This window comes from Microvirga aerilata (genome assembly GCF_016743775.1).
GTDB classification, from domain to species: Bacteria; Pseudomonadota; Alphaproteobacteria; order Rhizobiales; family Beijerinckiaceae; genus Microvirga; species Microvirga aerilata.
In genome coordinates this window covers 15,820-37,833 of record NZ_JAEQMY010000046.1, presented here as the reverse complement: position 1 = coordinate 37,833, position 22,014 = coordinate 15,820, and the positions used below count along the sequence as shown (strand labels likewise).

General features: G+C 58.6%; 18 protein-coding genes and 2 pseudogenes. 9 read left to right on the top strand and 11 right to left on the bottom strand.

Annotation, left to right across the window (positions count from 1 at the left end):
- The 3 genes from JKG68_RS22050 to JKG68_RS22040 form a co-directional block, all read left to right on the top strand.
- The coding region (locus JKG68_RS22050; protein ID WP_281399192.1) for a TCP-1/cpn60 chaperonin family protein at positions 1-249 on the top strand (249 nt) is incomplete at its 5' end.
- Between the two features lie 172 nt (positions 250-421).
- On the top strand, positions 422-1,129 hold the full coding sequence (locus JKG68_RS22045) for a CYTH domain-containing protein (RefSeq protein ID WP_202063509.1): 708 nt from the start codon (positions 422-424) through the stop codon (positions 1,127-1,129).
- Positions 1,130-1,307: 178 nt separating this feature from the next.
- Entirely contained in the window at positions 1,308-2,186 is an 879-nt protein-coding gene (locus tag JKG68_RS22040) for a lytic transglycosylase domain-containing protein (protein ID WP_246515717.1), read from the top strand.
- Positions 2,187-2,698: 512 nt separating this feature from the next.
- Here JKG68_RS22040 and JKG68_RS22035 read toward each other — a convergent pair.
- From JKG68_RS22035 to JKG68_RS22025, 3 genes are all read right to left on the bottom strand, one after another.
- Positions 2,699-3,061 carry a hypothetical protein gene (locus JKG68_RS22035; protein WP_202063508.1) on the bottom strand — a complete coding sequence of 121 codons (363 nt, stop codon included), beginning with the start codon at positions 3,059-3,061 and terminating at the stop codon, positions 2,699-2,701.
- A gap of 361 nt (positions 3,062-3,422) precedes the next feature.
- Complete coding sequence (locus JKG68_RS22030) at positions 3,423-3,650, bottom strand: DUF6489 family protein (protein WP_202063507.1); 228 nt, start codon at positions 3,648-3,650, stop codon at positions 3,423-3,425.
- A gap of 243 nt (positions 3,651-3,893) precedes the next feature.
- Entirely contained in the window at positions 3,894-4,400 is a 507-nt protein-coding gene (locus JKG68_RS22025) for a YsnF/AvaK domain-containing protein (protein WP_312890911.1), read from the bottom strand.
- Positions 4,401-5,128: 728 nt separating this feature from the next.
- Here JKG68_RS22025 and JKG68_RS22020 point away from each other — a divergent pair.
- The gene (locus tag JKG68_RS22020; RefSeq protein ID WP_202063505.1) at positions 5,129-6,121 is read left to right on the top strand and encodes a phasin family protein; all 993 of its coding nucleotides are present in this window, start codon (positions 5,129-5,131) and stop codon (positions 6,119-6,121) included.
- 571 nt (positions 6,122-6,692) lie between these two features.
- Here JKG68_RS22020 and JKG68_RS22015 read toward each other — a convergent pair.
- Together JKG68_RS22015 and JKG68_RS22010 are read right to left on the bottom strand one after the other, a co-directional pair.
- A complete protein-coding gene (locus JKG68_RS22015; RefSeq protein ID WP_202063504.1) occupies positions 6,693-7,757 on the bottom strand; it encodes a DUF2332 domain-containing protein in 1,065 nt (354 codons plus the stop codon).
- A 582-nt stretch (positions 7,758-8,339) separates the two neighbouring features.
- Positions 8,340-8,738 (bottom strand): acyl-CoA thioesterase, encoded by a 399-nt coding sequence (locus JKG68_RS22010; RefSeq protein ID WP_202063503.1) that lies wholly within the window; start codon positions 8,736-8,738, stop codon positions 8,340-8,342.
- A gap of 301 nt (positions 8,739-9,039) precedes the next feature.
- Between JKG68_RS22010 and JKG68_RS22005 the strand changes: the two genes are divergently transcribed.
- Together JKG68_RS22005 and JKG68_RS22000 are read left to right on the top strand one after the other, a co-directional pair.
- Positions 9,040-9,534, top strand: a complete 495-nt coding sequence (locus tag JKG68_RS22005) for a YciE/YciF ferroxidase family protein (RefSeq protein WP_202063502.1) — start codon at positions 9,040-9,042, stop codon at positions 9,532-9,534.
- Between the two features lie 1,022 nt (positions 9,535-10,556).
- Positions 10,557-11,210 carry a DUF4142 domain-containing protein gene (locus JKG68_RS22000; RefSeq protein WP_512699487.1) on the top strand — a complete coding sequence of 218 codons (654 nt, stop codon included), beginning with the start codon at positions 10,557-10,559 and terminating at the stop codon, positions 11,208-11,210.
- 210 nt (positions 11,211-11,420) lie between these two features.
- On the opposite strand, the gene JKG68_RS21995 is transcribed toward JKG68_RS22000, so the two are convergent.
- From JKG68_RS21995 to JKG68_RS21975, 5 genes are all read right to left on the bottom strand, one after another.
- Entirely contained in the window at positions 11,421-12,002 is a 582-nt protein-coding gene (locus JKG68_RS21995; RefSeq protein WP_202063500.1) for a CarD family transcriptional regulator, read from the bottom strand.
- Positions 12,003-12,756: 754 nt separating this feature from the next.
- Positions 12,757-14,145, bottom strand: a complete 1,389-nt coding sequence (locus tag JKG68_RS21990; protein ID WP_202063499.1) for a dipeptidase — start codon at positions 14,143-14,145, stop codon at positions 12,757-12,759.
- Positions 14,146-14,455: 310 nt separating this feature from the next.
- Entirely contained in the window at positions 14,456-15,091 is a 636-nt protein-coding gene (locus JKG68_RS21985) for a hypothetical protein (RefSeq protein ID WP_202063498.1), read from the bottom strand.
- Positions 15,092-16,520: 1,429 nt separating this feature from the next.
- On the bottom strand, positions 16,521-18,020 hold the full coding sequence (locus tag JKG68_RS21980) for an ABC transporter substrate-binding protein (protein ID WP_210346421.1): 1,500 nt from the start codon (positions 18,018-18,020) through the stop codon (positions 16,521-16,523).
- Between the two features lie 212 nt (positions 18,021-18,232).
- Positions 18,233-18,799, bottom strand: a complete 567-nt coding sequence (locus JKG68_RS21975) for a peptidylprolyl isomerase (RefSeq protein WP_202063497.1) — start codon at positions 18,797-18,799, stop codon at positions 18,233-18,235.
- A gap of 209 nt (positions 18,800-19,008) precedes the next feature.
- Here JKG68_RS21975 and JKG68_RS35170 point away from each other — a divergent pair.
- Positions 19,009-19,149: pseudogene (locus tag JKG68_RS35170) on the top strand (IS5/IS1182 family transposase); the annotation flags it as partial.
- Positions 19,150-19,153: 4 nt separating this feature from the next.
- A pseudogene (locus tag JKG68_RS21970) lies at positions 19,154-19,456 on the top strand (tyrosine-type recombinase/integrase); the annotation flags it as partial.
- Between the two features lie 43 nt (positions 19,457-19,499).
- Here JKG68_RS21970 and JKG68_RS21965 read toward each other — a convergent pair.
- Entirely contained in the window at positions 19,500-20,357 is an 858-nt protein-coding gene (locus tag JKG68_RS21965) for a LysR family transcriptional regulator (RefSeq protein ID WP_202063496.1), read from the bottom strand.
- A gap of 253 nt (positions 20,358-20,610) precedes the next feature.
- On the opposite strand from JKG68_RS21965, the gene JKG68_RS21960 reads away from it, so the two are divergent.
- Positions 20,611-22,005 (top strand): amidohydrolase family protein, encoded by a 1,395-nt coding sequence (locus JKG68_RS21960; protein WP_202063495.1) that lies wholly within the window; start codon positions 20,611-20,613, stop codon positions 22,003-22,005.
- Positions 22,006-22,014 lie beyond the last annotated feature (9 nt).

Sequence of the window (22,014 nt, the reverse complement as noted above, 5' to 3'; positions counted from 1 at the left end):
ACGGTTGTTGGCAAGATCAACGACAACACCGCGTCGGACACCTTCGGCTTCAATGCGCAGACCGAAGAGTTCGTGGATTTGCTTCAGGCTGGCATTGTCGATCCGGCCAAGGTCGTTCGCACGGCTCTGCAGAATGCAGCATCGGTGGCTGGTCTCCTGGTCACCACCGAGGCCATGGTGGCCGAGGCTCCGAAGAAGGAATCTGCTCCGACTATGCCCGGTGGCGGAATGGGCGGCATGGACTTCTAAGGTCCTGCTCCCATCAGCCACAGTGGAAAAGCCCCGGATCACTCCGGGGCCTTTTCGTTTGCGCTTCACCACAGAGCGTCAGCTTTAGGAAAGTATTTAGGTAAACATTTGTAAACAGGTTCGAGCAGACCATGGGCCCTGCGTTTCATCATTTTATTCTGCAGGTGCTCCCATGAAGAATGCTCGACGCTTCCTTGTTGCTCCGTGCATCGCTCGTCTCATTTCCAGAGAGCGAGGGGTCGACCGTCAGGTTGTGGAGGGCTATCTCTCGTCCCAACCCGGCAAAGACCAGTTTATCCGGCTGGAGGCCAACCAGGCTCACTTTGTCCTGTCAGCGCCTGATCCGGCAGGAGACCTGGTGGAGAAACTGGCTCCGCTTCCGCGTGAACATGCAGAGGCGCTGTTTGGTCTGTGCATGGGGCAGATCTCTTACGATCGCCTCCATATACCTCCCGAAGGCAGCCTCAGCCACAAGGTACAGCTTGACCGAGTTGTGTACCCTGGCAGCCTTGATCTCATCACCGTCGAGTTCGACGACGTCCAGCAGGTAGAAGGCTTCGAGGTCCCGACGTGGTTTGGACCTGAGGTGACGGCCGAGTATGCGTATGAGTGGCGCTACATCGCGCTAAATGGCCTGCAGTCGAACGTTGAGGTGCCGCTCTCCAGCCAGCAGGTCGAGGCGGTGCTTGATCTGCTGGACCAGTCCAAGCAGACCACTCAAGTACGTAACATGTCTGCTGCTGACGAAGTTATTGTTGCTCTCAGCCGCTCGCTTGAGACCTCTGGTCTCCTGAAAGCACCGAAGGAAACCAGCAATCCCTTAGCGACAGAACCAACTGCCGAAGAGGTCTTCGAGCAAGTGAAGGCGTCAGCTCGATAAACTGATGCCGATCTGGAAAGCAGATGAGCGCTGCCTAAGCGCGGCAGCGCTCTCTCGTGCTTTTTGCTTTGGCCCCATGGGCGGGCTGCGACATTGCCGACACCGCATGCCGCATAAACGAACCCTCAACACTTTTCCGAAAAGCTGAGTATCCGGCCAGCCCAGAGGGACTTCGGCAATGTTCAGTTTGCGTCACTTTGCGTATGCGACTGTTTTCCTGCTGATGCATGCAGGTTCAAGTTCGGCTCACCCTGACTTCAACGTCGATGAAATTGATGTTGATCAGCAGCTTGCATTCCTTCCACTGCCCCCTGAACCTGAATTCATCGAAACATCTGCCATTTTGGACGTCGACGCTCGATCAAATGCCCTGAAAGATCGATCCACTTATCTGCCTTCCATCACCCACGAGGCAGCCGCCAATGGCATCCCCCCAGCCCTTGTGGATGCTGTGGTGCGGATCGAGAGCCGGTACGATCCAGCTGCCATCGGCAGTGTCGGCGAGATCGGGCTGATGCAGGTGAGACCAAAGACAGCCGAATTGCTCGGATTCCAGGGTACATCAGCCGAACTGGCGCAGCCGCAGACCAACCTTCGTTATGGCGTAGGTTATCTGGCCAAGGCTTGGCGCCTGGCCAGTGGAGATCTTTGCCGGACGCTCATGAAATACCGTGCTGGGCATGGATCCGAGACGATGAGCGCTCTCAGTGTTGAGTATTGTCGACGGGCCCGTCTCCACCTTGCATCCGTTGGGATCAATTACGCGGCTCTGGTTGCGGCACCTGCCCATGCATCGAAGGAAGTGCGCAAGGATGGCGTTCAACGCAGCCGTAGTGTTATGCGTACCGCAAGTGCTACCCGTGGACCCCGTTTTCATCTCAGCCGCAGCAAGTGGAAACCTTCGATCAGAGTTGCCAGTAGAGTTCGAAAAACAGCGACCCGCGCAGAGATATCGATCCAGCGCAGACCCCGTTCAATCCGGCTCGTGCGTCAGGCTCTAACTCGGACAGCTCATCACGCGCCGAGGGTCCTTAGGAGATGGGTTGCTTCCCGTTAGACCTGATGTCAGCCCAGCGGAGCCACAGTCTGTTCGCGAACTGCCGGCCTAAGCCCCGCGCCACTGCATCACCATCCTGCTCGAAGCCATCATCGTGCGGACCTCGACAACCTTCGATAAAACCTCGATCCGTAGCGGATCGCAATCGCTCATCGCAATCAGTCCCATCCGCGTTCTCCCGCATCATCCAGAAGCGGGGAGTGTAATATTCCTACTTTCCGGGATCAGGACATTCTAACTTTGCGGCTGCATGCATATTTCTGAGAACAAATATTTTGAAGAAGTCTGTAACGGTTGCCGTGCCAAGGCTCTCCCGATCAGGAGGATACGATGCGCAAAGAGAGGGCTTTTACAACTGTAGCTCAATGCACTCGCCACCGAACTCGAGGCCGCCGCAGGCACCATTGGGACCTACACCGACGCGCGGGCTGGCGGCCATGACACGGTCGGGTGAGAGAACCGCCTGACGTCATGACGATGATCAAACGCAGACAACCCGAGCCGAGAGCCTGCTAGGCAGCCTGCAAGGTCGCCGCTTCCAAAGAGTGCAAGCGTTCCTGTCTGTTCTGAGTAACGGCTCCACTCATGCGGCTAGAAAAGCGCTCGTGAGCCTCCCTGAACAGGCGCAGCTTCCGCACAATCGGCTGCGCGCCCTTGTGGCTGTTGCGCACAACTGCTTCAGCGGCGGCGTAAAGATCATCAGCGGCCGCCACAAGGCCAGGATTGCGCTCAGGCAGGCCTGTTGCCTCGATCAGCAGCAGCCCAAGGTTACGCAGATGAACCACGCCCCCACCTCTTTCAATACCGGACAGTACCCGCCCAATCGTTTGAAGCTGTTCATCAATCATCTGACGGAAGGTTGTGTCTATCGTCATGTTCTGGAGATCTCATTTACCAGGGGCGTAACCGGAGGATGCGCAGCTATGGTTAATCAGCGGTTACCATGCCCCTCATGGATATCAAGGTCGAGACAGATCTCACAATCAAGGGCATGAGGCTGACGGGTCAGCTATCTTTGTCCCCGGTCGCGTGTCCACGCTAAGGGCAATGCAAGAGAGCTATTGCCGCGCGAGCCACAAGGAGTGGACCACCTCTCGGGTGACATTGTCCTCAATATCCATCATGTCTGACGCTTGCAGGGCCGGTGGCTTGGTGCTCTGATCTCGGCCGTGTATGCAGGACCCAGAACTCTTGAAGAAAAGGGCAGCGGTGACCTAACAGCGACTGCCGCAGCACCTATCTCGTCCTGCTCGGGTTCATTTGCGATGCAAACAGTTCCTGCAGTTGCTCGAAGCCTTTGAAGGTCGTTGGAAGCCAAGCGTTCATCATCGTATTCGGACCCATCGCTTTCAAGTTGGCAGACAAACGCTCCTGCATCTCCTTCATCAGATGCTCCTGCATCGGTTGCACATCCGGTAATCCTAAGAACGCTCGTGCTTCTTCAGGGGTGCAGTCGATGTTCATGGTAGCCTTCATCTGAGACAATCCTTTCCGACCTCCGGTCCGCCTGGTGTGCATTCGCACGACAGGCTATCGAAATCCATGAAAGCGCAGCCCGCTGAATTCAGTCCGAGGACTATCGCTGAACTTGACCTGATTGTTCGAGCTCCACGCCCAACTCGATCGACATTCCGGTCCCGTTTGCAGGGGTGAGGATCGCGGTTTGGTGACCGCGATCCTCTGCGAGGGCAGCTAATATTGCGGGTTTTATTTCCGGCTGGAGGCGAGCGCCGGCCGCTTGCGGCCCGAGCGCTCGTTCTGACCGGATTGCTCAATCTCAATTTCATCCCGGCGGACGGTATCCCGCACGGTTTCAACACGGCTGGTGCGCTCGCGGCGGACCACAACTTCTTCCCTCACCTTGATGCTCTTGCCAACAACCGGCACTTCGGACGACTCAATCATCTCGATCGTCAGCTCGGCGAGTGTCTCGCCTGTGGCAGCGTCGGTGACTGGCTTGCGTCGCTCCACGATCACCCGCTCGTCATAAAGCGACACCTGCTGCTCAACCGGGGTCTCAACAACCACACGGCGCACGGTGGTTGTGCCGCTGGTCACGGTCTGCTTGCCCACGATCAGGGTCTCTTCCGCAAGCGGGATGATCTCCTCTGCCTGCGAGGATGTCTGGACATTAGTGGGCCGAGCTACGGAACGACCTAGCGGAGCGCTCCACATATCAAACATGGCATCCCAGAAGATGGAGCCGGTGCTCATGGGAGCCCTCGCCATTCGCTGAGCCCCTTCTGCGGCACTCTGGACCACTTGCTTCGCACTCTCATCGGTGTTGGCAGGAGGTGTCTGAGTCAGTTGTTTGCTCGTGGTCATGTGATCCTCATGGGCTGTGAAAATTAATCGTTAAACGCAATACAAAGGTGGTGTTGCCACACTTCCCGGTGTCGCAAGCGAGCTGTAGGCGTGGGGTTAACAAAGTGCCGTTGAACTGGAGACAGTGAGTACAGACTTGAGCCCCGGAAGAGGGCTTCACGCACTAGGAAGGTTATCTCGCAACTGCGAGCAATTTGCTGCAGCGCACTAGAGCAACGACCTTGGGCGGGAACGGTTCCTCAAATTACGTCGTGCGCCCTGTCTTGCTCTGGCTGTACATCACGCAATGTACTGGCATAGTTAATAGATGGGTCTTTCTTTTTACACTCCACCAGGGGCTGGCAAGGACCTGCACGATAAGACTAACTGAGACAATGGGCGTAGTTGGGTACAGTAATCGTTTATTGAAGTATCCTGCCACATAGCACACCTGCCATGTTGAGGCGACCCGATAAGCAGCACGACAAAAACCTTTAGGCTTATCCTTGAATATTGCGACAGATTTACAATATAGTAGCTTCTCCAAGCGTTATATTCGTGTCACACCGCATGGGCTAAGATCCAGCGCGCTGGGCCAAACATTATTCGATTCTATAGTTTTTATCTTATGAGGCAATATGACCACCAGAACCTTCAGCCAGACGCCGCCGGACAAGGCCAACGAGCTCTTCGAGAAGCTCCTCGCCACCTCTGACAATGCCGCCAAAACCCGTGAGCGCCTGCTATCGGATCTGAAAGAGGAGTTGGACCTCTTGGCTAATCTCCAGGAACAGTATCTGTTTCCCGTCTTGAGCAAGCACAGGATGCAGGACCTGGTTCAAGAGGCCATCCAGGACAACCAGGAAACGAGTGCCCTCCTGGCAGAATTGGACGGTATGCCGAAGAACAATGGTGAGTTCCTCAGCAAGGTAGCTGAGCTGAAGAAAGTGTTCCAGCAGCATATTCGCGACGACAAGAAGGAGCTGCTTCCGGCAGTGCTCAAGGTTTTGAGCGACGAGGAGGCCGAAGCGGTGGCCGAGCAAGTGCAGGATGAGATGGCAAGTGTTGAGGAGGCAAAGCGGACTGAGACCAAGCGTGCCCGCGAGCAGGTCGAGATCGTTCAGCAGGTCGCGGAAGATGTGACCAGCACGGTGCAGGCTGGAGCGGAAGGAGCCCAAACGGCGGTTCGGGCGATGCAGGAGGCCGTGCAGACTGGCCTGAGCACGGCATCGGAGCTGGCCCGGCTTAGCACGGTCCGGGCGATGCAGCTCTTCAATCCCCGTACAGCGGATGCACAGAGCCTAGCCGAGGAGTCCTCGCGCAACCTGCAAGCCGTCGCACAAGCCAGCTCGGTTCTGGCCCGCGGCGTCCAGGATGTGTCCCGCGAATGGTTTGAATTGAGCCAGAAGCGCCTGCAGATGAACCTCGATGGCTTGAGCAGTCTGGCACGGTGCCGGTCGGTTGCAGACTTTGTTGCGGTTCAGACCTCGCTCATCCGCGACAACCTGGAGCAGACCCTCGACAACAGCCGGCGCATGGCGGAACTCACGCAACAGCTCGCCGATGAGGCCAGTCGGACCGTGACGGTTCAGGCAGAGAAGTCGCTCCAGCGCGTCAGCCGGGCCGCTTGATCGAACTCACTCTGACGTTTGGTTTCAATGGGAACATGCCCTGGGGTTCCAAGCCCGGGGCATGTTCGCACCGGGCTGACAATGATCAGCAAAGCATGCGGCCGGAAACCCATCAGATGGGTGCCATGCCGATCCAGTGGCGATCAACCAGCGAGGGTGGGGCCTTTCATCTCTTGCCTTGATGGCCCCAACTGGCGTTGCCTTCGCCAGGGCCCTCCCACAAGTTATCCATGGTCGGACTACAATCCCGGGGAAGCCAATGCTGGAATGGCTCCGTTGTCGCCGCAACACGAAGCCATCACTCTGCCCCAAGCTCGAGGCGGGGGTGGAAGCGGTGTGCTGGCATGTAGAGCATCAGATCTGGGCTTTCGCGGGCAGTCCCCTGGCGCACGTGCCCGAGCACAGCAACAGGACGGACCTCCTGATCGGAGCCTATATCTGGGGGCTCCTCGACGGCTATCCCCACAGCAAGGCTGAAGCGGAAGGGGCTGGTGACAACAGCGCTGAGGCCACCATCCTCTCCATTAACCCAGAGAGGAGGAGGGCGGCTGAGGAGTCGCATCCCGGTCCATTATCGAAGCCGGCGCAACCGCTCACCGTGGGTGTCTCCGATCGCGAGCACCTCCTCCTTGCCACCGGGCCAAAGCGTCAGGTGCAGGCTCCCCTTCTCGTTGAACTCCGGGTCCGCCTCGAAGCGTAGCCATGCAAACGGGGCGCCGTCGTTGGCCTGGGCTCCGACGCGCGCCGCATGGGCAGCAATCCGCTCACACGTTTCCTCACCGGCATATTGCATCGCCACCGCATGGAAGAGGACGCGCGCCACTCCCGCCTCTGGCTGGGTGTTAATCGTGCGCTCCGCCCATACAGCCGCCTCCGCACCGTCAAGGCGGGGCGGCTCCACTGCGGCAATCTCAAGTGCGGCTTCGACGCGAGCGAGGCGGTCCGCTTGGTCGGCCCAAATATAGGCGAGCAGGCGCTCACGGTCCTCTTGACTGCTGACGTTGAGGGGTTCGAGGTCACTTCCGTGCCGGCGAGCGATCCGCACATGCGCGTTGGGCGGCGCAGAACCCTCCCAATGGGGCTCAATCAGGACAGGTGCATCCGGAGAGCCTACTGCCGTCTTTCCGAGGCAGTGCCGATAACGATCCAGCACCAAAAGAAGACCAGCGCTGGCGCCGACCTCGTAGACCGCAAGCGGCAGCTCTTTGCTCTCCTGAGCGACGACGAGGAGACCGGCCATGAGAGGGGCTGAGCGCATCGGCTCATTCGTCTGCGGGGGCAGGTCGAGCCAGGGCAGGAGGTTATTGTCGACGGTTGGCAACACCTCGGCCAACGTTTTCTCCAGGACGGGGATATCTGGCAAGGGATGCGGTGGGTAGAGGGCAGCGAGGCTTGGCAGGGAGCCCCGACGCACGAGTGCGTGCAAACCGCCCACAAGGCGCAGGGGAACCGAGTCGCCCCGAGCATCGGGGCGCCCTGGCCATTCCAGCACATGCTGCCCAATGCAGGTCGAGTGGTCAAGGACGCGCGCAAGAGCCTCGCAGAGGCGGCTGGTAAAGGGTGAACCCCGTTCGGCACAGGCCTCCGCCTGTTCGGCAAAGGCTTCGCGGATCACGGCTTCGGCAGGCTGTGCCATTCTCGATAAGCTCCACGTGCAGTGGCCGCTCCCATCAGCGACTCCAGGTTAACCACGATCCTCATCACTCGGTTTTATCGCTAGTTGACCAGGAATTGCAGATACCAGCGGACCGCCCACATAGGCCTGAACGCCCCCGAGGACGAGTTGCCCAAACCGGCCGTGCCTCCGGATGCGATCAACACCCGTAGCGAGGCAACCGTCGCAGCGATGGCGGCCGTGAGGGAGGAAATCGACGATGCGGACCCGGAGCAAGCTGCCGTAGCCAGAGACCTACTGCGCGACTTGGGTCAACGGGCGAAGCAAGGCTGACGAGATTCGGCAGGACTCAGAGACAGGGACACAACGATCGGAAATGCAACTTCGCTGCGGCTGACGGCAATCGAGGCGGCGTGCGCCAAGCTTCTGGCCGACCACAAGGACGAATTCGATACGGATGCCATGGGCACGCTCGTGGCAGAGCTCGCTCTAGACGAGCAGCAGATCAGGACCGCACTAGGCGAACGGTGACCCAGATGTCAGGTGAGTTCTCGCGCGAGCCACCGCCACTAAGACATGTAGCTGTTAGAGTCCGCCAGCAATCTATCTTTGACCAGGGATAGGGAGCGTTCTCGGTTTGCCGTGCTCGTCGATGGCCACAAAGGTGAAGGTCCCCTCCGTGACTTTCTCGCTCTCCTGTGTCCCTCTTGCCTTGGCCCAGGTCTCAATGTGAACCGTGACCGAGGTCTCGCCGCTCTTGACCAGGGTGCAGTAGCAGGAGACATCGTCACCAACGGAGACCGGCCGTAGGAACTCCATGGCTTCGATCGAGACCGTGGCAACCCGCCCGCCCGCGGCCTGAGCCGCGAACGTGCCACCGGCAAGGTCCATCTGCGACACGGTCCAGCCGCCGAAGATGTCACCGCTCGGGTTGGTATCCCGCGGCATCGCTACCGTCCGCAGGTGCGGACCGCCTGGTACATTGGGTTGCTGGTCTGTCATGGAAGCTTCTCCTCTGTCGCATCATTCCTGCCCGTGGCAGCGAGCGGTGAACGCTCCCGAGTCCCTTCTGATCCACGTCTGGGCACACTGCGAGAGACTGATGTGACCTCGAGAGTTGTGGAGGGCGACGCCCGTCCGGGTGCCAGCCCCGGACCCCTTACCCCAGCATCAGCTGATTTGGGGCAAGAGCAGGCTCACAAGCCACAGGTCAGTGTTGCTGTGCCTCCGATGGATGCTCCCCGGAACAATGGCCTTCAGGGCGATGTTGAACGAGCTCGCACACAAAGCTGGAGAGACCGTTATGCCCGCCAAGCAGAAGACCCTGCAGGACATGTTCCTGGTTGGACTGAAGGACATCTACCACGCCGAGAAAGCGCTGCTGAGATCGCTGCGCAAAATGGCGAAGGCCGCCGAATCCGATCAGCTTCGACAGGCTTTTGAGACCCACCGGAGCGAGACCGAGGGGCAGGTCGAGCGTCTCGAGCGGGTGTTCGAAATGGTTGGCAAGCGTCCGCAGGGGAAGACCTGCGAGGCCATGCAGGGTATCCTTGCTGAAGGTGAGGAGGTCATGGACGACTTTGCTGACAGCGAGGCCCTTGATGCTGGCCTGCTCGCCGCTGCACAAGCCGTGGAGCACTATGAGATTGCGCGCTACGGCACGCTCCGGAGCTGGGCTGCTCAGCTCGGCATGAACGATGCCGTGACCCTCTTCGAGGAGACGCTGCAGGAGGAGAAGAAAACAGATCAGCTTCTCACCGAGCTTGCCGAGGCAGCACTTAACCAGAAGGCAGCCTGATCTAAGGGGTGACGGCAGCACAAGCGAAACCCACCATCTGCATCGCTTGTGCTGCCGTTCCGGAACCAGACGAGGCAGCTCTTAGGCATGTCTCTTTCTTGCGTTGAGTGAGACCGCATCTCGGGGCAGCCGTAGGTCAGACTGACTCGCTTGCCTTACAAATAGGAGACGTGCCCATTGGGACGTGGTCGGCATCTCCATGCCTGTGGGTTGATAAAACATGTGCATGGCGATCTCAGAGGCTTGCCGGACTATTGCCCTGAGAATGGCACTACGCGTCAACACTGGCTGCAAATGGACTTGGTCGCCTTGTCGCTCTGCTCCTGCGCTCGCTGCTCCTTCTCGGTTTCCGGCCCGATGTTGCCGAGACCAGTCTGATTTCCAGTGGAACCGCCGGCTCCCGGACCCTGCCGGGGAGCACTAGAACTGGCACTGCTTGGATTGCCAACAGAACCGGTTGTTCCCGGTGGAACGATCGGGGGTGTCAATGCTCCGCCTGCCGCGCCATTTGAGTTCGTACCGCCGGTAGACTGCTGGGGTGAGCCCGTAGTACCGGTTGTCGTATTCGTCGAATTGCCCGTCGATCCGCTGGTTCCTGTGCTGGTCGCGCCGCTGCTTGTGGAACCGCCACCGCTCATGCCAGAGCCGCCGCTAGCACCGCCACCGGCTCCCCCACCAGAGCCGCCGCCCCCACCGCCAGACTGGGCAACAGCGATAGGCGCCGCTGCAAACGATAATGCAGCCACAATCTCTAGAGTTTGCAATCGACGAGAGATCATCGGCTCCTCCGGAGCTTGCTGGCACCAGCCAGCATTACCCAAACGCTAAGGAAGGTGTGAGGTTTCAGCTTAGCGTCCAGTTCGCAGCGGATCGTCTCGAGCCTTAGCGTCAATGTTCGCGGCCCAACGCCGACAAGACGGCTGTGACGATCCTAACCAAATCAGCTCTGCTGCGTTGGTATCCCGTAGTACCCAGGCCAGTTGCCTCTGTTGAGTGCCACAAATCACAGCAGGAGACGTACCATGGATCGTCGCATTGTCTTGGCCGGCTTGGCTGCCGCAATCACCGTCCCGGCACTGGCGCAGACCAGCGGATCCCCCTCACCCCGACAACCGGGTGCTGCGGGTGGAGCAGCTGGGAGCTCAGGAGGCGGGGCAAGCCGCATGAGTGGACAGCAGATGACGCAGGCTGACATGCAGCACATGCAGCAGACCATGCAGCTAGGCATGGTGGCGCTTGAAACCAGCCGGATCGCGCAGCAGAAGGCGCAGAATGCCGACCTGAAGAGGTTTGCTACCTTTGAGGTGCAGGAGCAAACCACCCTCGCCGAGGTTCTGCACTCCATGATGGATCCCGCCACGACATCGGCAACGGGCGCGGCGGCCCAGTCAAGCCAACCGGGCGCCGCCTCAGGGGCAAACGCCCCAGCCATGCAGATGGATGCCCAAAGCAGGGAGATGATCCAGAGACTGCAGAACACTCAAGCTGGTGAGGCCTTCGACCGCCAGTACCTTCAGGGGCAAATGGAAGGACACAGCGCTCTGCTGCAGGTGCAGTCGCAGTATCTGCAAAGCAACCCACAGAACCGCGAACACATGAACGTCGCAAAGATAGCCCGCGCCGTGATCACTGAGCATGTCGCCTTGTTGGAAGACATCCAAACCAAGATGAAGTGAGCCTTCTGACACGCGCGGTGAGACGCGCTTAGCTCGCCGTGCCCTCGTCGGAGCTTGCGCATGAGCTTGAGGCCAGAAACCTTGTCTTGCTTGCGTTGGATGGTCGTACTTTGATCCCTGGCGGAGTTTGCGGTGGATCCAACCAGAACCCTGAGGGATCTGAAGTGATTAGCAGCGTCCCTGTCTCGTCTAGACGCCGGGAAATGGTAGTTATGCAACTGCTTGGTCGTCTGACCCATCCGGCTCCCCGTCCGACGTCGCAGGCTTATCCGTCTTGTTAAGATGAGGAGCTTTAGTCAGGCTCTGCTCAATCAGCTTGCGAGCTTCGGTCGAGGTCACCTGGCTGGCCGCCGCAATCTCCCTGGTCATGAAGTCCAGGGCGCCCTCGAAGATCTGCTGCTCACTGTAGGAAGCCTCTTGCTGCTCTGAACCCCGGTTCAGATCCCGCAGGACTTCAGCAATGGCAGTCAGCTGCCCTGTGCTCATCCGCTCCTGAAACTCGTTCGCGCGCCGGTTCCACATGCCGCGCTTTGCCTTTGCCCTTGTACTGAGGATCTCCAGCGCCTGCTGCACCACGACAGGTTCCGACACCTTTCTCAGGCCGCTGTTCCTGGCCTTGGCCAGAGGAATGCGAACGGTGAGGCGGTCCTTATCAAAGGTGATCACGAAGAGCTCAAGCTTGAACCCTGCGACCTCCTGCTCCTCGACTGCCGTGATCTCACCCACACCATGGGTCGGGTACACGACCTTTTCACCAACCTTGAAGGCAAGAGCATTGTTCTTCGTCGTCATTCAGACATGATCTCCTTGGGACCCGAGCCCTGCCTTAGGGAGCAGAGCCCGTGCCGTAGCCATCGGACGTGCGGCGGTCGTATCAGCGAGCTGTAAGTTTGCAGAACCCGAGGCGCCTTGCGGGGTTCCCGCATATCGGCTGCGCAGCATCACTGCGCAAGAGGACCTGTTCGATAACGCTTCTCCCTAGGTTGCAGTGGTTGATCGTCCGTGGCCTTACTGCGGATTGAACACAGCGCTGCTGCTTAATGGGCTGGGATCAAGGCAGCCCGTTCGACACTCCTCATAGAGAGGCTCCCCTGCTCACTAGAGCAATAATCACTTGTCCCAACACCGGCGCACGGCAGGAGAAGCAAACCTGCCTTGTAACCCTGAAATGTGGAGCCTTCAGGTCAGGCGGCCGAGTTGTCATAACTCCACGGCCTTCGTCAGAAAAGCCCAGTAAGCGAGGAGAGCGGACCATCCTGGCCCAAGCTAACCGACTGGCGGATAGGGAGCTGCAGGTATGTCTACCTGGGGAGGCTCCTCCTGCTGAGGTCGTGCGCTCGGGTCTTTTGGTGGAACATCGGCTGGCTCGTCAGTTCCTGGCAACTGAGGTGAAGGGGGCAGGACTGGTTTGGGGTCCTGGGTTGGCACATCCGGCTCTGGCGTGTCCGACATGATGGTTCCCATTCAAGCTGGCACCATTGTAAGTCGCTGCCATTTGAGGTCAACACAGCATCGCTGGTGCATCTGACAACCAACGCTGATGACTTCAGCGTGCAAAGGCCGCTAGTATGCGTGCCCACGAGCGAATGCCATGGTGGAAACTCGACAGATCGTACTTCTCATTGGGTGAGTGAACACGATTGTCAAACCGGGCGAAGCCAACCATAAGCGCATCCATGTTGAGCAGGCGCTTGAAGTCGCCCACAATCGGAATGGAGCCACCCGTACCAGCTAACGCGGCCTCACGACCCCACTCCGCCGTAAGTGCATCCAGGGTCGGCTTGAGCCAGGGGCCATCCAGCGGCAGGTTGAGCGCCGGGCTGCCACCATGTTCCCGAAACGTGACGGTGCAATCGGCCGGAATACATGAACGCACATGTGCCCGGAAAGTCTCGCGGATCTTGGCGGGATCCTGCCCGCTCACCAGGCGAAAGGATACCTTTGCCGAGGCTTTCGACGGTATAACCGTCTTGAAGCCTTCACCAGTATAGCCGCCAACGATGCCGTTGATCTCGCAGGTTGGGCGAGCCCAGATCTGCTCCAATACACTGTGCCCTTTTTCCCCTGCTGGGATGCTCAGGCCCACCTGCTTGAGGAAGCCGGCTTCATCAAATGGCAGGCGCTCCCATTGCTCCTTCACAGCACTGGGCAGCTCCGATACGCCATCATAGAACCCTTGCAAGATGATGCGCCCGTCTGCATCGCGCAGTGTGGCAAGAATTTCGGTCAGAAGATGGATCGGATTGCGTGCCGCGGAACCGAACATGCCCGAATGGAGATCTCGATCGGCACAGGTGACCTCCACCTCCTCTCCTACTATGCCCCGCAGCATGGTTGTGACGGCTGGCGTTTCATCGTCCCACATATCCGTGTCACAAACGAGAGCGACATCGGCCGAAAGCTCGTCACGGTTCGCTTCCAGGAAGGGCTTGAGGCTTGAACTACCTGACTCCTCCTCTCCTTCAAAAAGGATAGAGACCCGAATGGGCAGCTCGCCGGAAACAGCCTTCCACGCCCGACAGGCTTCCACAAAAGTCATCAATGCGCCTTTATCGTCGGAAGCGCCACGCGCAACAATCCACGTGTCGCCGTTTGGTGCGGCTACCAGAGTGGGTTCAAAAGGCGGGGTGTTCCAGAGTTCTATGGGATCGACGGGCTGTACGTCATAGTGGCCGTAGAACAGCACATGGGGCCCCCTGGCTGCCTGGGTCTGGTGACCGACCACCATCGGATGACCTGGAGTGGTGCGGACTGCAGCGTCGAAGCCCAACGCACGCAATTCCATGGCTAGCCACTCCGCTGCCCGGCGGCAATCCTCCTTGTAGGCAGGATCCGTCGAGATGCTCGGAATGCGGATGAACTCGAACAGGCGGTCAAGACTCTTGTCCAGATCAGCATCGATGTGGTCAAGAACGGCAGAGAGATCATCAGCCATGAAGAGTTCCTCTTTGTTCAGCCTACAGGATTGAGGGTAGAACGCGCTACCACGGCATGCGATACCTTTTTACAATCCCTGTCCTGCGGACGAAAGCGAGGCTAACCATGGGGTGCTCCTCAACAATCAGCTAAAATTCAGGATGATGTGGGATCCGCATCTGCACACCCCAGTCCCAAGCACAGGTTTGAAGCTCCTCTCATGGGAGCAAAGCAAGAAGTAGACCAACAGGGAGGGGGTGCGCTAGTCAATGGGCTGTCAGTCGGCTTCTCCCTCCGTATGGTATGATGGCGGTGCTGCTACTATGGCCTCAGCCTCGCCCGATTGTGGTGGAGCGAAGACTCTCAAGCCACATAGCTATGTCGGAGGAATGATGCGCCACCTCCATCACCAGCAGCGCAACGTCCTCGTCCGTCGACATCCGGGCGCCCTTCAAGCCAGAGAGGAGATCCATGACATCTTTGTCGCGCGTGGGCTCCGGGGGCTCTGCGGCCCAACCGATGCTGGCCTTGTTGATGGCGAGCCTAAAGCGTTCTCCGTTCTGAAAGCGGGCATCGACAAACCACCCGTTCCCGCTCGGGCTCAGGTCGACCACGGTGAATGATGTGGGCCTGAAACCAGCTTCAGCCGAAGGGTGCCTGTCGGACACCTCCAGCACCTCCCGCAGGCCCACGATAAACTGCTCCACATTCAACGCAGAGCGGGCCAGCGTTTCCATGCCGTAGATGACCTGGCTGAGGCTGGTAAACGGATAGCCCGGTTCACCTACCTTGTCGGCGCTCCAGTGGAAGATCGACGACAGCCTTTCGGTCGTCTCCGGATCGTTGGGTGTCACAGTGACACTCTTGCCGTTCCTGCCGACGGTCATCGTGACGATCATGCCATCGGCAAACCCGACCCGGAGCATAAGGATGTCGCCATCGATGATCTTGGTTGTGAGCGCCACCGTATGCCTCCTTTCCTTACAGGGCCGCAACAGGAGCGGTTTAGCAGTTAGCAGTCAGCAGGCGCCTCAGGCGACGATGGGCGGACAAGCACCCTCGGTCGGAGCAGAGTGGGACAGAGCCATCCTTGTCTGAAGAAGTGCGGGCTTCTAGGTGCGCCTAGGGTAATCAAAGCTACTAGGTAGCTTCACGCAGAGAGGATGCTGCCGACGGTAGATAGCTCAAGCTTTTCGGTAAACAGAAATGCAGCCAGGCTCTCAAGCAAATCTTATCCGAATGTTGAACTCTCTGTTGCAGGCTTTATGGCCAAAGGGCTTTGACATCGGAGCCACGATGCTCAACGATTGGGCCATGTCACAAAATTGAAGCGCCCAGATAGTACCCGCAGTCGGATCATGAGAACTCCTAGCAAAGACGTTGTAGATCCTGGCCTTGATGCAGAGGACTATTCCCACCACTGCCCGACATGGTTCGTGCTGTCCTTATCGGCAGTTGGAATTGTTGGCATGCTTGGACATCACTTCTTCGGCTAAGCTTAGTTCTGCTCCAATCATGTCAGTGTTCTCCCGCTTATGAGTTATGCTGACGCCCCCCTGCAGGACAGAACGATCATAACGCATGAGGGCTGCAGGCTGTCCAATGATCACCCCTTTGGACGCTGCTCTGTCATTTTAGCTTTGCGCCTACAAGACGAATGACCGGTAACAAAGATTATGGAGCCTAAACCCGTGCTGCAGAGGTAAGAATCCGTCCTTACATTGTGGGGCCTCTTACCATGCAGCGGCGTGAAGGAGCCGTTTCCAGCACTTATAGCGCGGGAGTTCAGCAGCAGTATGGCGCCTAGTCTGTCGGCGATTGGAAACCGTAAGTGGGGGCCTTCGATCGGCAGTGACTCAATTGCCTCTGCTTCGGGTACCAGATCCAGCTGGGACATAGTTCCGATGCCTATTTCCGGCTCAACCCTTTCAGGCGCTTTCCTGCGCACCCTCCGCCAGCTGGCCTTCGCACTCCCATCCCGTTTGCGCTGATCTTCACCGCCAAGTACTGCGTACTCTGCAAGCGCAGAAGAACCGGCGACCTGCGGTACGGTTCCGGCAAGTTCCGGCGCCTCTACGAGAGGTTTCTTCAAATTGCCAGAGGTGCCCGCATTCAGATCAAAACTCCATTTGCCCCTGATGGGATTCCTCTGAAGCGCACCTGCAGCGGACAGGCTCAACGAGCTTCGAGCGATCTCCCTACTGGAAGGGCAGCTCGAGGAGCTCGGTGATGATCAGCCACTCAATTTCCTGCCCGAGATCGGTGTCACCGTTTGCGATACTTCACTTACTGGCTTGTACTCTCCCCCAGGTAGGAGTCCGTTTCGTGCCCCGACTTATTTGACCAGCCTGTTAGTACAGCTAGCAGTGATGTGGACTGAAAAAGCAATATTGCCTATTTGGCCGGGTGCACCCCACGAAGGCGGATCATGCCGTCGGGATAGGGTTTGAAGTCCGCGACACGATTCGACACTGCGTAAATGAGAGGCGAATAATAGGTGTAGATGATCGGCAGTTCGCTCTGCAGGATTCCCATCGCCTGGTTGTAGAGGCTCTTGCGAGCCTCGACGTCAGGCGTGAGCCGCGCCTCGTTCAGCAGGCGGTCCACCTCCGGGTTGCAGTACTTGGAGTCGTTCTGGGTTCCTTTGCAGGTTACAAACTGATGGATGTTACCATCGGGATCGATCCGGCCCGACCAACCGCTCAAGGAGGCTTGAAAGTTCCCTTTCTGCATTTCTGCGAGCATAGCTGAAAATTCCATAGGACGTAGGCTGATCCTAAACCCGGCCTCGCCTGCCATTGCCTGGATCATCTCAGCCAAGGAAGCCGTGATGGTCGTATTGCCAAAAGATAGCTCGAAGGCGACTTCGGGCTGCTTGGCTTGAGCCAGCAGAGCCTTAGCCTTTGCCACATCGCGTGTCGTAGCCGGATACTGCTTGTCAAAATAGGGACTGGCTGGCGGGAATGGGTGCTGTGCAGGATTATAGAGCCCATGGCCAATAACATCATTGATGACGTCACGACCGATGGCTGCCTGGAAAGCCTGCCGCACGAGCTTATCTTTGCCAAGAGGGGCATCGGCCCGAGGGCCAGCTCCCACATTGATCACGATGTTCTGGTATCCTAGCCCTGACAGGACGAGAAACTTCAGGCTCTTGTCGGCTTTCACCGCCTCGGCATCAGACGGATTTAGACGCTCCACAAGTTCGAGATCACCGGCTCGAAGATTGGCGAGGCGCACGGTGGTATCCGGGATCGGACGGAAGACCACCCGGTCATACTGATAATCCTTGGCGTCCCGGTAATCTGCGAACTTCTCCAGTACGATCCTGTCGTTCTGGACGCGCTCCACGAAACGGTATGGTCCGGAGCAGATCGGCTTACGGCCCACATCCTCACTGTTGAAAGTCGCCGGTGAGAGCATCATGCCTGCGCGGTCGCTCAATTGTGCTAGCAGCGTCGCATCCGGCTGCTTCAGGTACAGCACGACGGTTGAAAGATCGATGACCTCCACTCGGTCAATGGATCCCAGCTCCCCCTTGCGCAGGCTGTCCGGCAACGTCAAAGCACGGTCCAGGTTCGCTTTGACAGCCGCTGCGTCAAACTTTGTACCATCGTGAAATTGTACATCGGTGCGCAACTTGAACGTCAGTGTCTTGTTGTCGGCACTCCATGACCATGAGCTCGCAAGCTGGGGGGCGATCTCCAGCTTGTCCGTGACATCAACAAGTTTGTCGCAAAGCGAGGTAAAGACCATTCGCCCCACTGTGGTCCGGGCACGATGAGGATCAAGGAGGTCGGCATCTTCCTGCACCCCGATCCTGAAATCGGCTGCCAGGGTTATCTGGCTTGTGAGAATACCGACCGCCAGAATGGCTAAAGATCCGCTGCGCATCGTCACCACTCCATTGTCCTTTATCCCATGAAACTCAACAGTCACGTCAGGCCTCAACCATGTTTACGGCCAGGTAAGAAGACGACGCTGCGGGAGACCGGCGTCAGCAAGCGTGACTACTCTCCGTAGAGAATAGTATGGCGTGAAGCTCATGCCAACCGGAGTTAGAGTGCTCAACCTCGACGCGGTTCTGGGTCAAAGTCCATGCAGACCTAAAAACTTCGCCCTCCTAGTCGTCTGACGGAGTCGATCGGGATCGGGTTGGACAACTGATCGGTCGCATCCTCCGCCTGAGCAAAGATCGTGCGGACGACATCCATCCCTTCCACAATCTGACCGAAGGCAGCGAAGCCTTGTCCATCCGGATTGCGGCGCCCGCCAAAATCCAGGTCAGGCTGGTCTCCGATGCAAATGAAGAATGCAGACCCGGCGGTTCCTGGCGCGAGGCGCGCCATTGACAAGGTTCCGTCGAGATGACGCAGCCCTGTTGCGGCAGTGGTTTCATGAGCAATTGGCGGAAGGGGGTCTGCTTCTTGTGCACTGGATCTGGGGAGACCAAACTGAACCACCTCGATCTTTGCCGGAACTGTGTCAGGCTGATTGGCAAGGGTAACAATGCGGTAGATCGACGAATTGGTGAGAAAGCCCTTCTCGACCCGGGTGAGTAAATTGGCTGTGGAGATTGGGGCCTCCCTTTCGAACAACTGCGCGACAAAGCGGCCGTACCTTGTCTCGAAAGCGACCTTGGGATTACGCGCTGGCGGTGCCGTGTGCGCCATCTTTCACCTTATTCTTTAGGACGTTGTAGTCACTGCTGGATGAGTGAGACTAACAGTTGCTCCGCATGTATCGCAGACCCTTTGTTTTAGAGTTTCAGCTACTGCTCCATCAGTGCAGAGACGGACGGAAGCAAGTTTGACTTCACGCAGGCTCAGGCTGAAGCAGTGATACAACTATCTTCCTATACCGCTACAGGATCCTGGTCTAGCGCTGCTTCACTAAGCTCAATCAGTTCAGAAGCACTGCCACCCGATACAACAAAAACCAGGAGAACTTCCTGGCCGCTATCAAGCTTGTATCAGCTTGCTACTGCGTCCGCAGTTATAAGTCGTCCGCCCAGACTGACTGATTGATGGCTGTTCCACACGGTGTGCAACAGCAGCAAGGCTTTGACGCGCCAGGCCACCCTGCTCAAGATTAAGGAGGCCGCAGCGGCGGCAGGGCTGGCCAGCCCGGACCAGATCTCGCCGCACGTCCTGCGGCATGCGTTTGCGGTCCACATGCACTCGGGTGACATCGACCTGCGCGTGCTGCAGGAGCTGCTCGGCCATGCCAGCATCAAGACCACCCAGATCTACACCCACCTAGACACCTCCCGCCTGCACCACATGGTCCACGACCTCCACCCCCTGAATGCTCAAGCTGGTTCAGCTTGAAGACGATGGTGACCTGCCTCCAGTTATTATTGACGAGGAACACTCACGACTTTCCAAGACGGCCGCTGCGCTCAGACAAGGCGGCGCCAATCTGTTGTACCAGTTCCGCGACGAGACCGGTGCTCTCCCAGGCATAGATGGAAACCATGATCGGGGCTTCGTCGCCGAATTGCGTATAAGGCCTGACGTGGCGCCCGAGCGTCGCGGCGACGGGGAGGAGCGTTATGCCGAGACCGCCCTCGACGGCGACGAGCACGTTGTTGAGGCTGCTGCCTGAAAAAGCGATATACCAATGGCGGCGCTCACGCTCGATGCGGTCGAACATAGTCTCACGGTACAGGCCACCAGGAGGGAAGGTCACAAGAGGGACAGGATCCGGCCATGCACCAGGAGCATCCTTGCTCTCGAACCAGCCTGTGGCTTCGGGGAAGCTGGTCCGGCAATCGTTGCTGGGTGCGGACTCCTTGACAACAACGATGTCGAACTCGCCGCCACGGTAGCGCCGGGTCAGGTCGCGGCTCAGCCCGGCACTGACGTCCAGACGGATCTCCTGGTGGCGCTTGGAGAACTCGCCGAAAAGCCGGGCCATGGGACGGCTGAAGACATCTTCCGGAAGCCCAATATGAATGGGCGTTGTGCCGGCTGGATTGCCCAGGGCCGCCGTCGCCTCGCTCTGGAGCGCCATGATCCGACGCGCATATCCAAGGAGGCGCTCGCCTGCAGCGGAGGGGCGAATGGGGCGTGCGTCCCGATCCACCAAGGTCTGCCCAACAGTTTCCTCAAGCCGGGCGAGCTGCTGACTCAAGGTCGACTGGGTCATGTGCAGGCGCTCAGCTGCCCGGGTAAAGCCTCCGGCTTCGATGATTGCAATAAAGGTCCGCAACAGGCGTGGGTCGAGCATCGGCGACTCGTTGGCGTGCTACACTTGGCATTCAATAAATCAATAATCGGCATCTGGATATTTAATTTCCAGATGAATCAAGCTGGCACTATCCTCCGGACATTGCAGTAGAGAAATTCTTGGCGGCCTGTGCGGATCTCCTCGTGGGAGGTGCGACGATCGACAGCCTTTAACGGCCAAGCCGAACTTGGCAGCCGACATAGGCCCAAGTTCCGCGCATTACACCTCGGCGATAAGCAGACAGGAGCGACCCGTGCAAAGTGCAAATCACCAAAGCCGCAGAGCCTTCCTTCGTCAATCCGGTGGGCTGGCAACCGCGTCCGCAATACTGGGCTTGAGCGGCACGCAGAGCGGGGCCGCCGAGGCTGCCGCCAGTACGGATCAGTCCCGTCAGCACATCACCACTGTTACCGACAGCCACTACTATTTGAGTGACGTGCGCCTCGAGGAAGGCTTTGAGCACGAGGGTGAGGTGGTCGTCGGCACCCGGACCGGAACCCATACGCTGGAAATCCAAGATGGTCGCATCAAAGCGGTGCACGACGCCGATGCCGCCTTGGAGGCAGCCCTGCCGCGCTACAAGGCACAGGGTAAGCTGCTTCTGCCTGCGTTCCGGGACATGCACATCCACCTGGACAAGACCTTCTATGGCGGACTGTGGCAGGCGCCCCTTCCCCGTCAAGGCAAGACCATCATGGACATGATCGCGCGGGAGGAAGTGCTTCTTCCGAAACTGCTGCCGACCTCGCAGGCGCGTGCGGAGAAGCTGATCGACCTCCTCCTCTCGCAAGGCAGCTCGATAGCGCGCAGTCACTGCAACATTGATCCAGTGAGCGGATTGAAAAGCCTGGAGCATCTGCAGCTTGCGCTGGCGAAGTATCGTGACAGCTTTGAATGCGAGATCGTCGCCTTCCCGCAGCACGGCCTACTGCATTCCAAGGTGGATGGGCTGATGCGGGAGGCCATGAGCATGGGCGTGCAGTACGTCGGCGGTCTGGATCCCACCAATGTTGACGGTGCCATGGAAGCATCACTGGATGCAATGTTCCAGATCGCGCTCGACCACGACAAGGGCGTCGACATCCATATCCATGAAGCCAACCCTGCCGGCGTGGCGGCTCTCAACTACATGATCGCAACCGTCGAGAAGAACCCGGCTCTGCGCAACCGGCTGACGCTCAGCCACGCCTTTGCCCTTTCCACTCTGCGTCCCGAGGATCTGAATGAGATGGCCGGGCGCATGGCCGCGCAGGGTGTGACCGTGGTATCGACGGTGCCGATTGGACAGAGGACAATGCCGCTGCCGCAGCTGCGCGCCAAAGGGGTCAAGATCATGACCGGCACGGACAGCGTAATCGATCACTGGTCACCGTTCGGTACTGGTGACATGCTGGAAAAGGCCAACCTGTGCGCTCAGCTTTACGGTGGTAGCGACGAATTCCGTCTGTCACGTGCCCTCGCGATCGCCACGGGCGATGTGCTTCCGCTGAGCGATGATGGCAAAGTGGCTTGGCCGCGACCAGGTGACACGGCTAAGTTCGTTCTGGTTGATGCCAGCTGTTCGGCCGAGGCGGTCGCCCGGCGCTCACCGCGGCGGGCAACGTTCCACAAGGGGCGGTTGGTCTACGGTGCTGTTGAGCGTGCCTGAGGGAGCGAC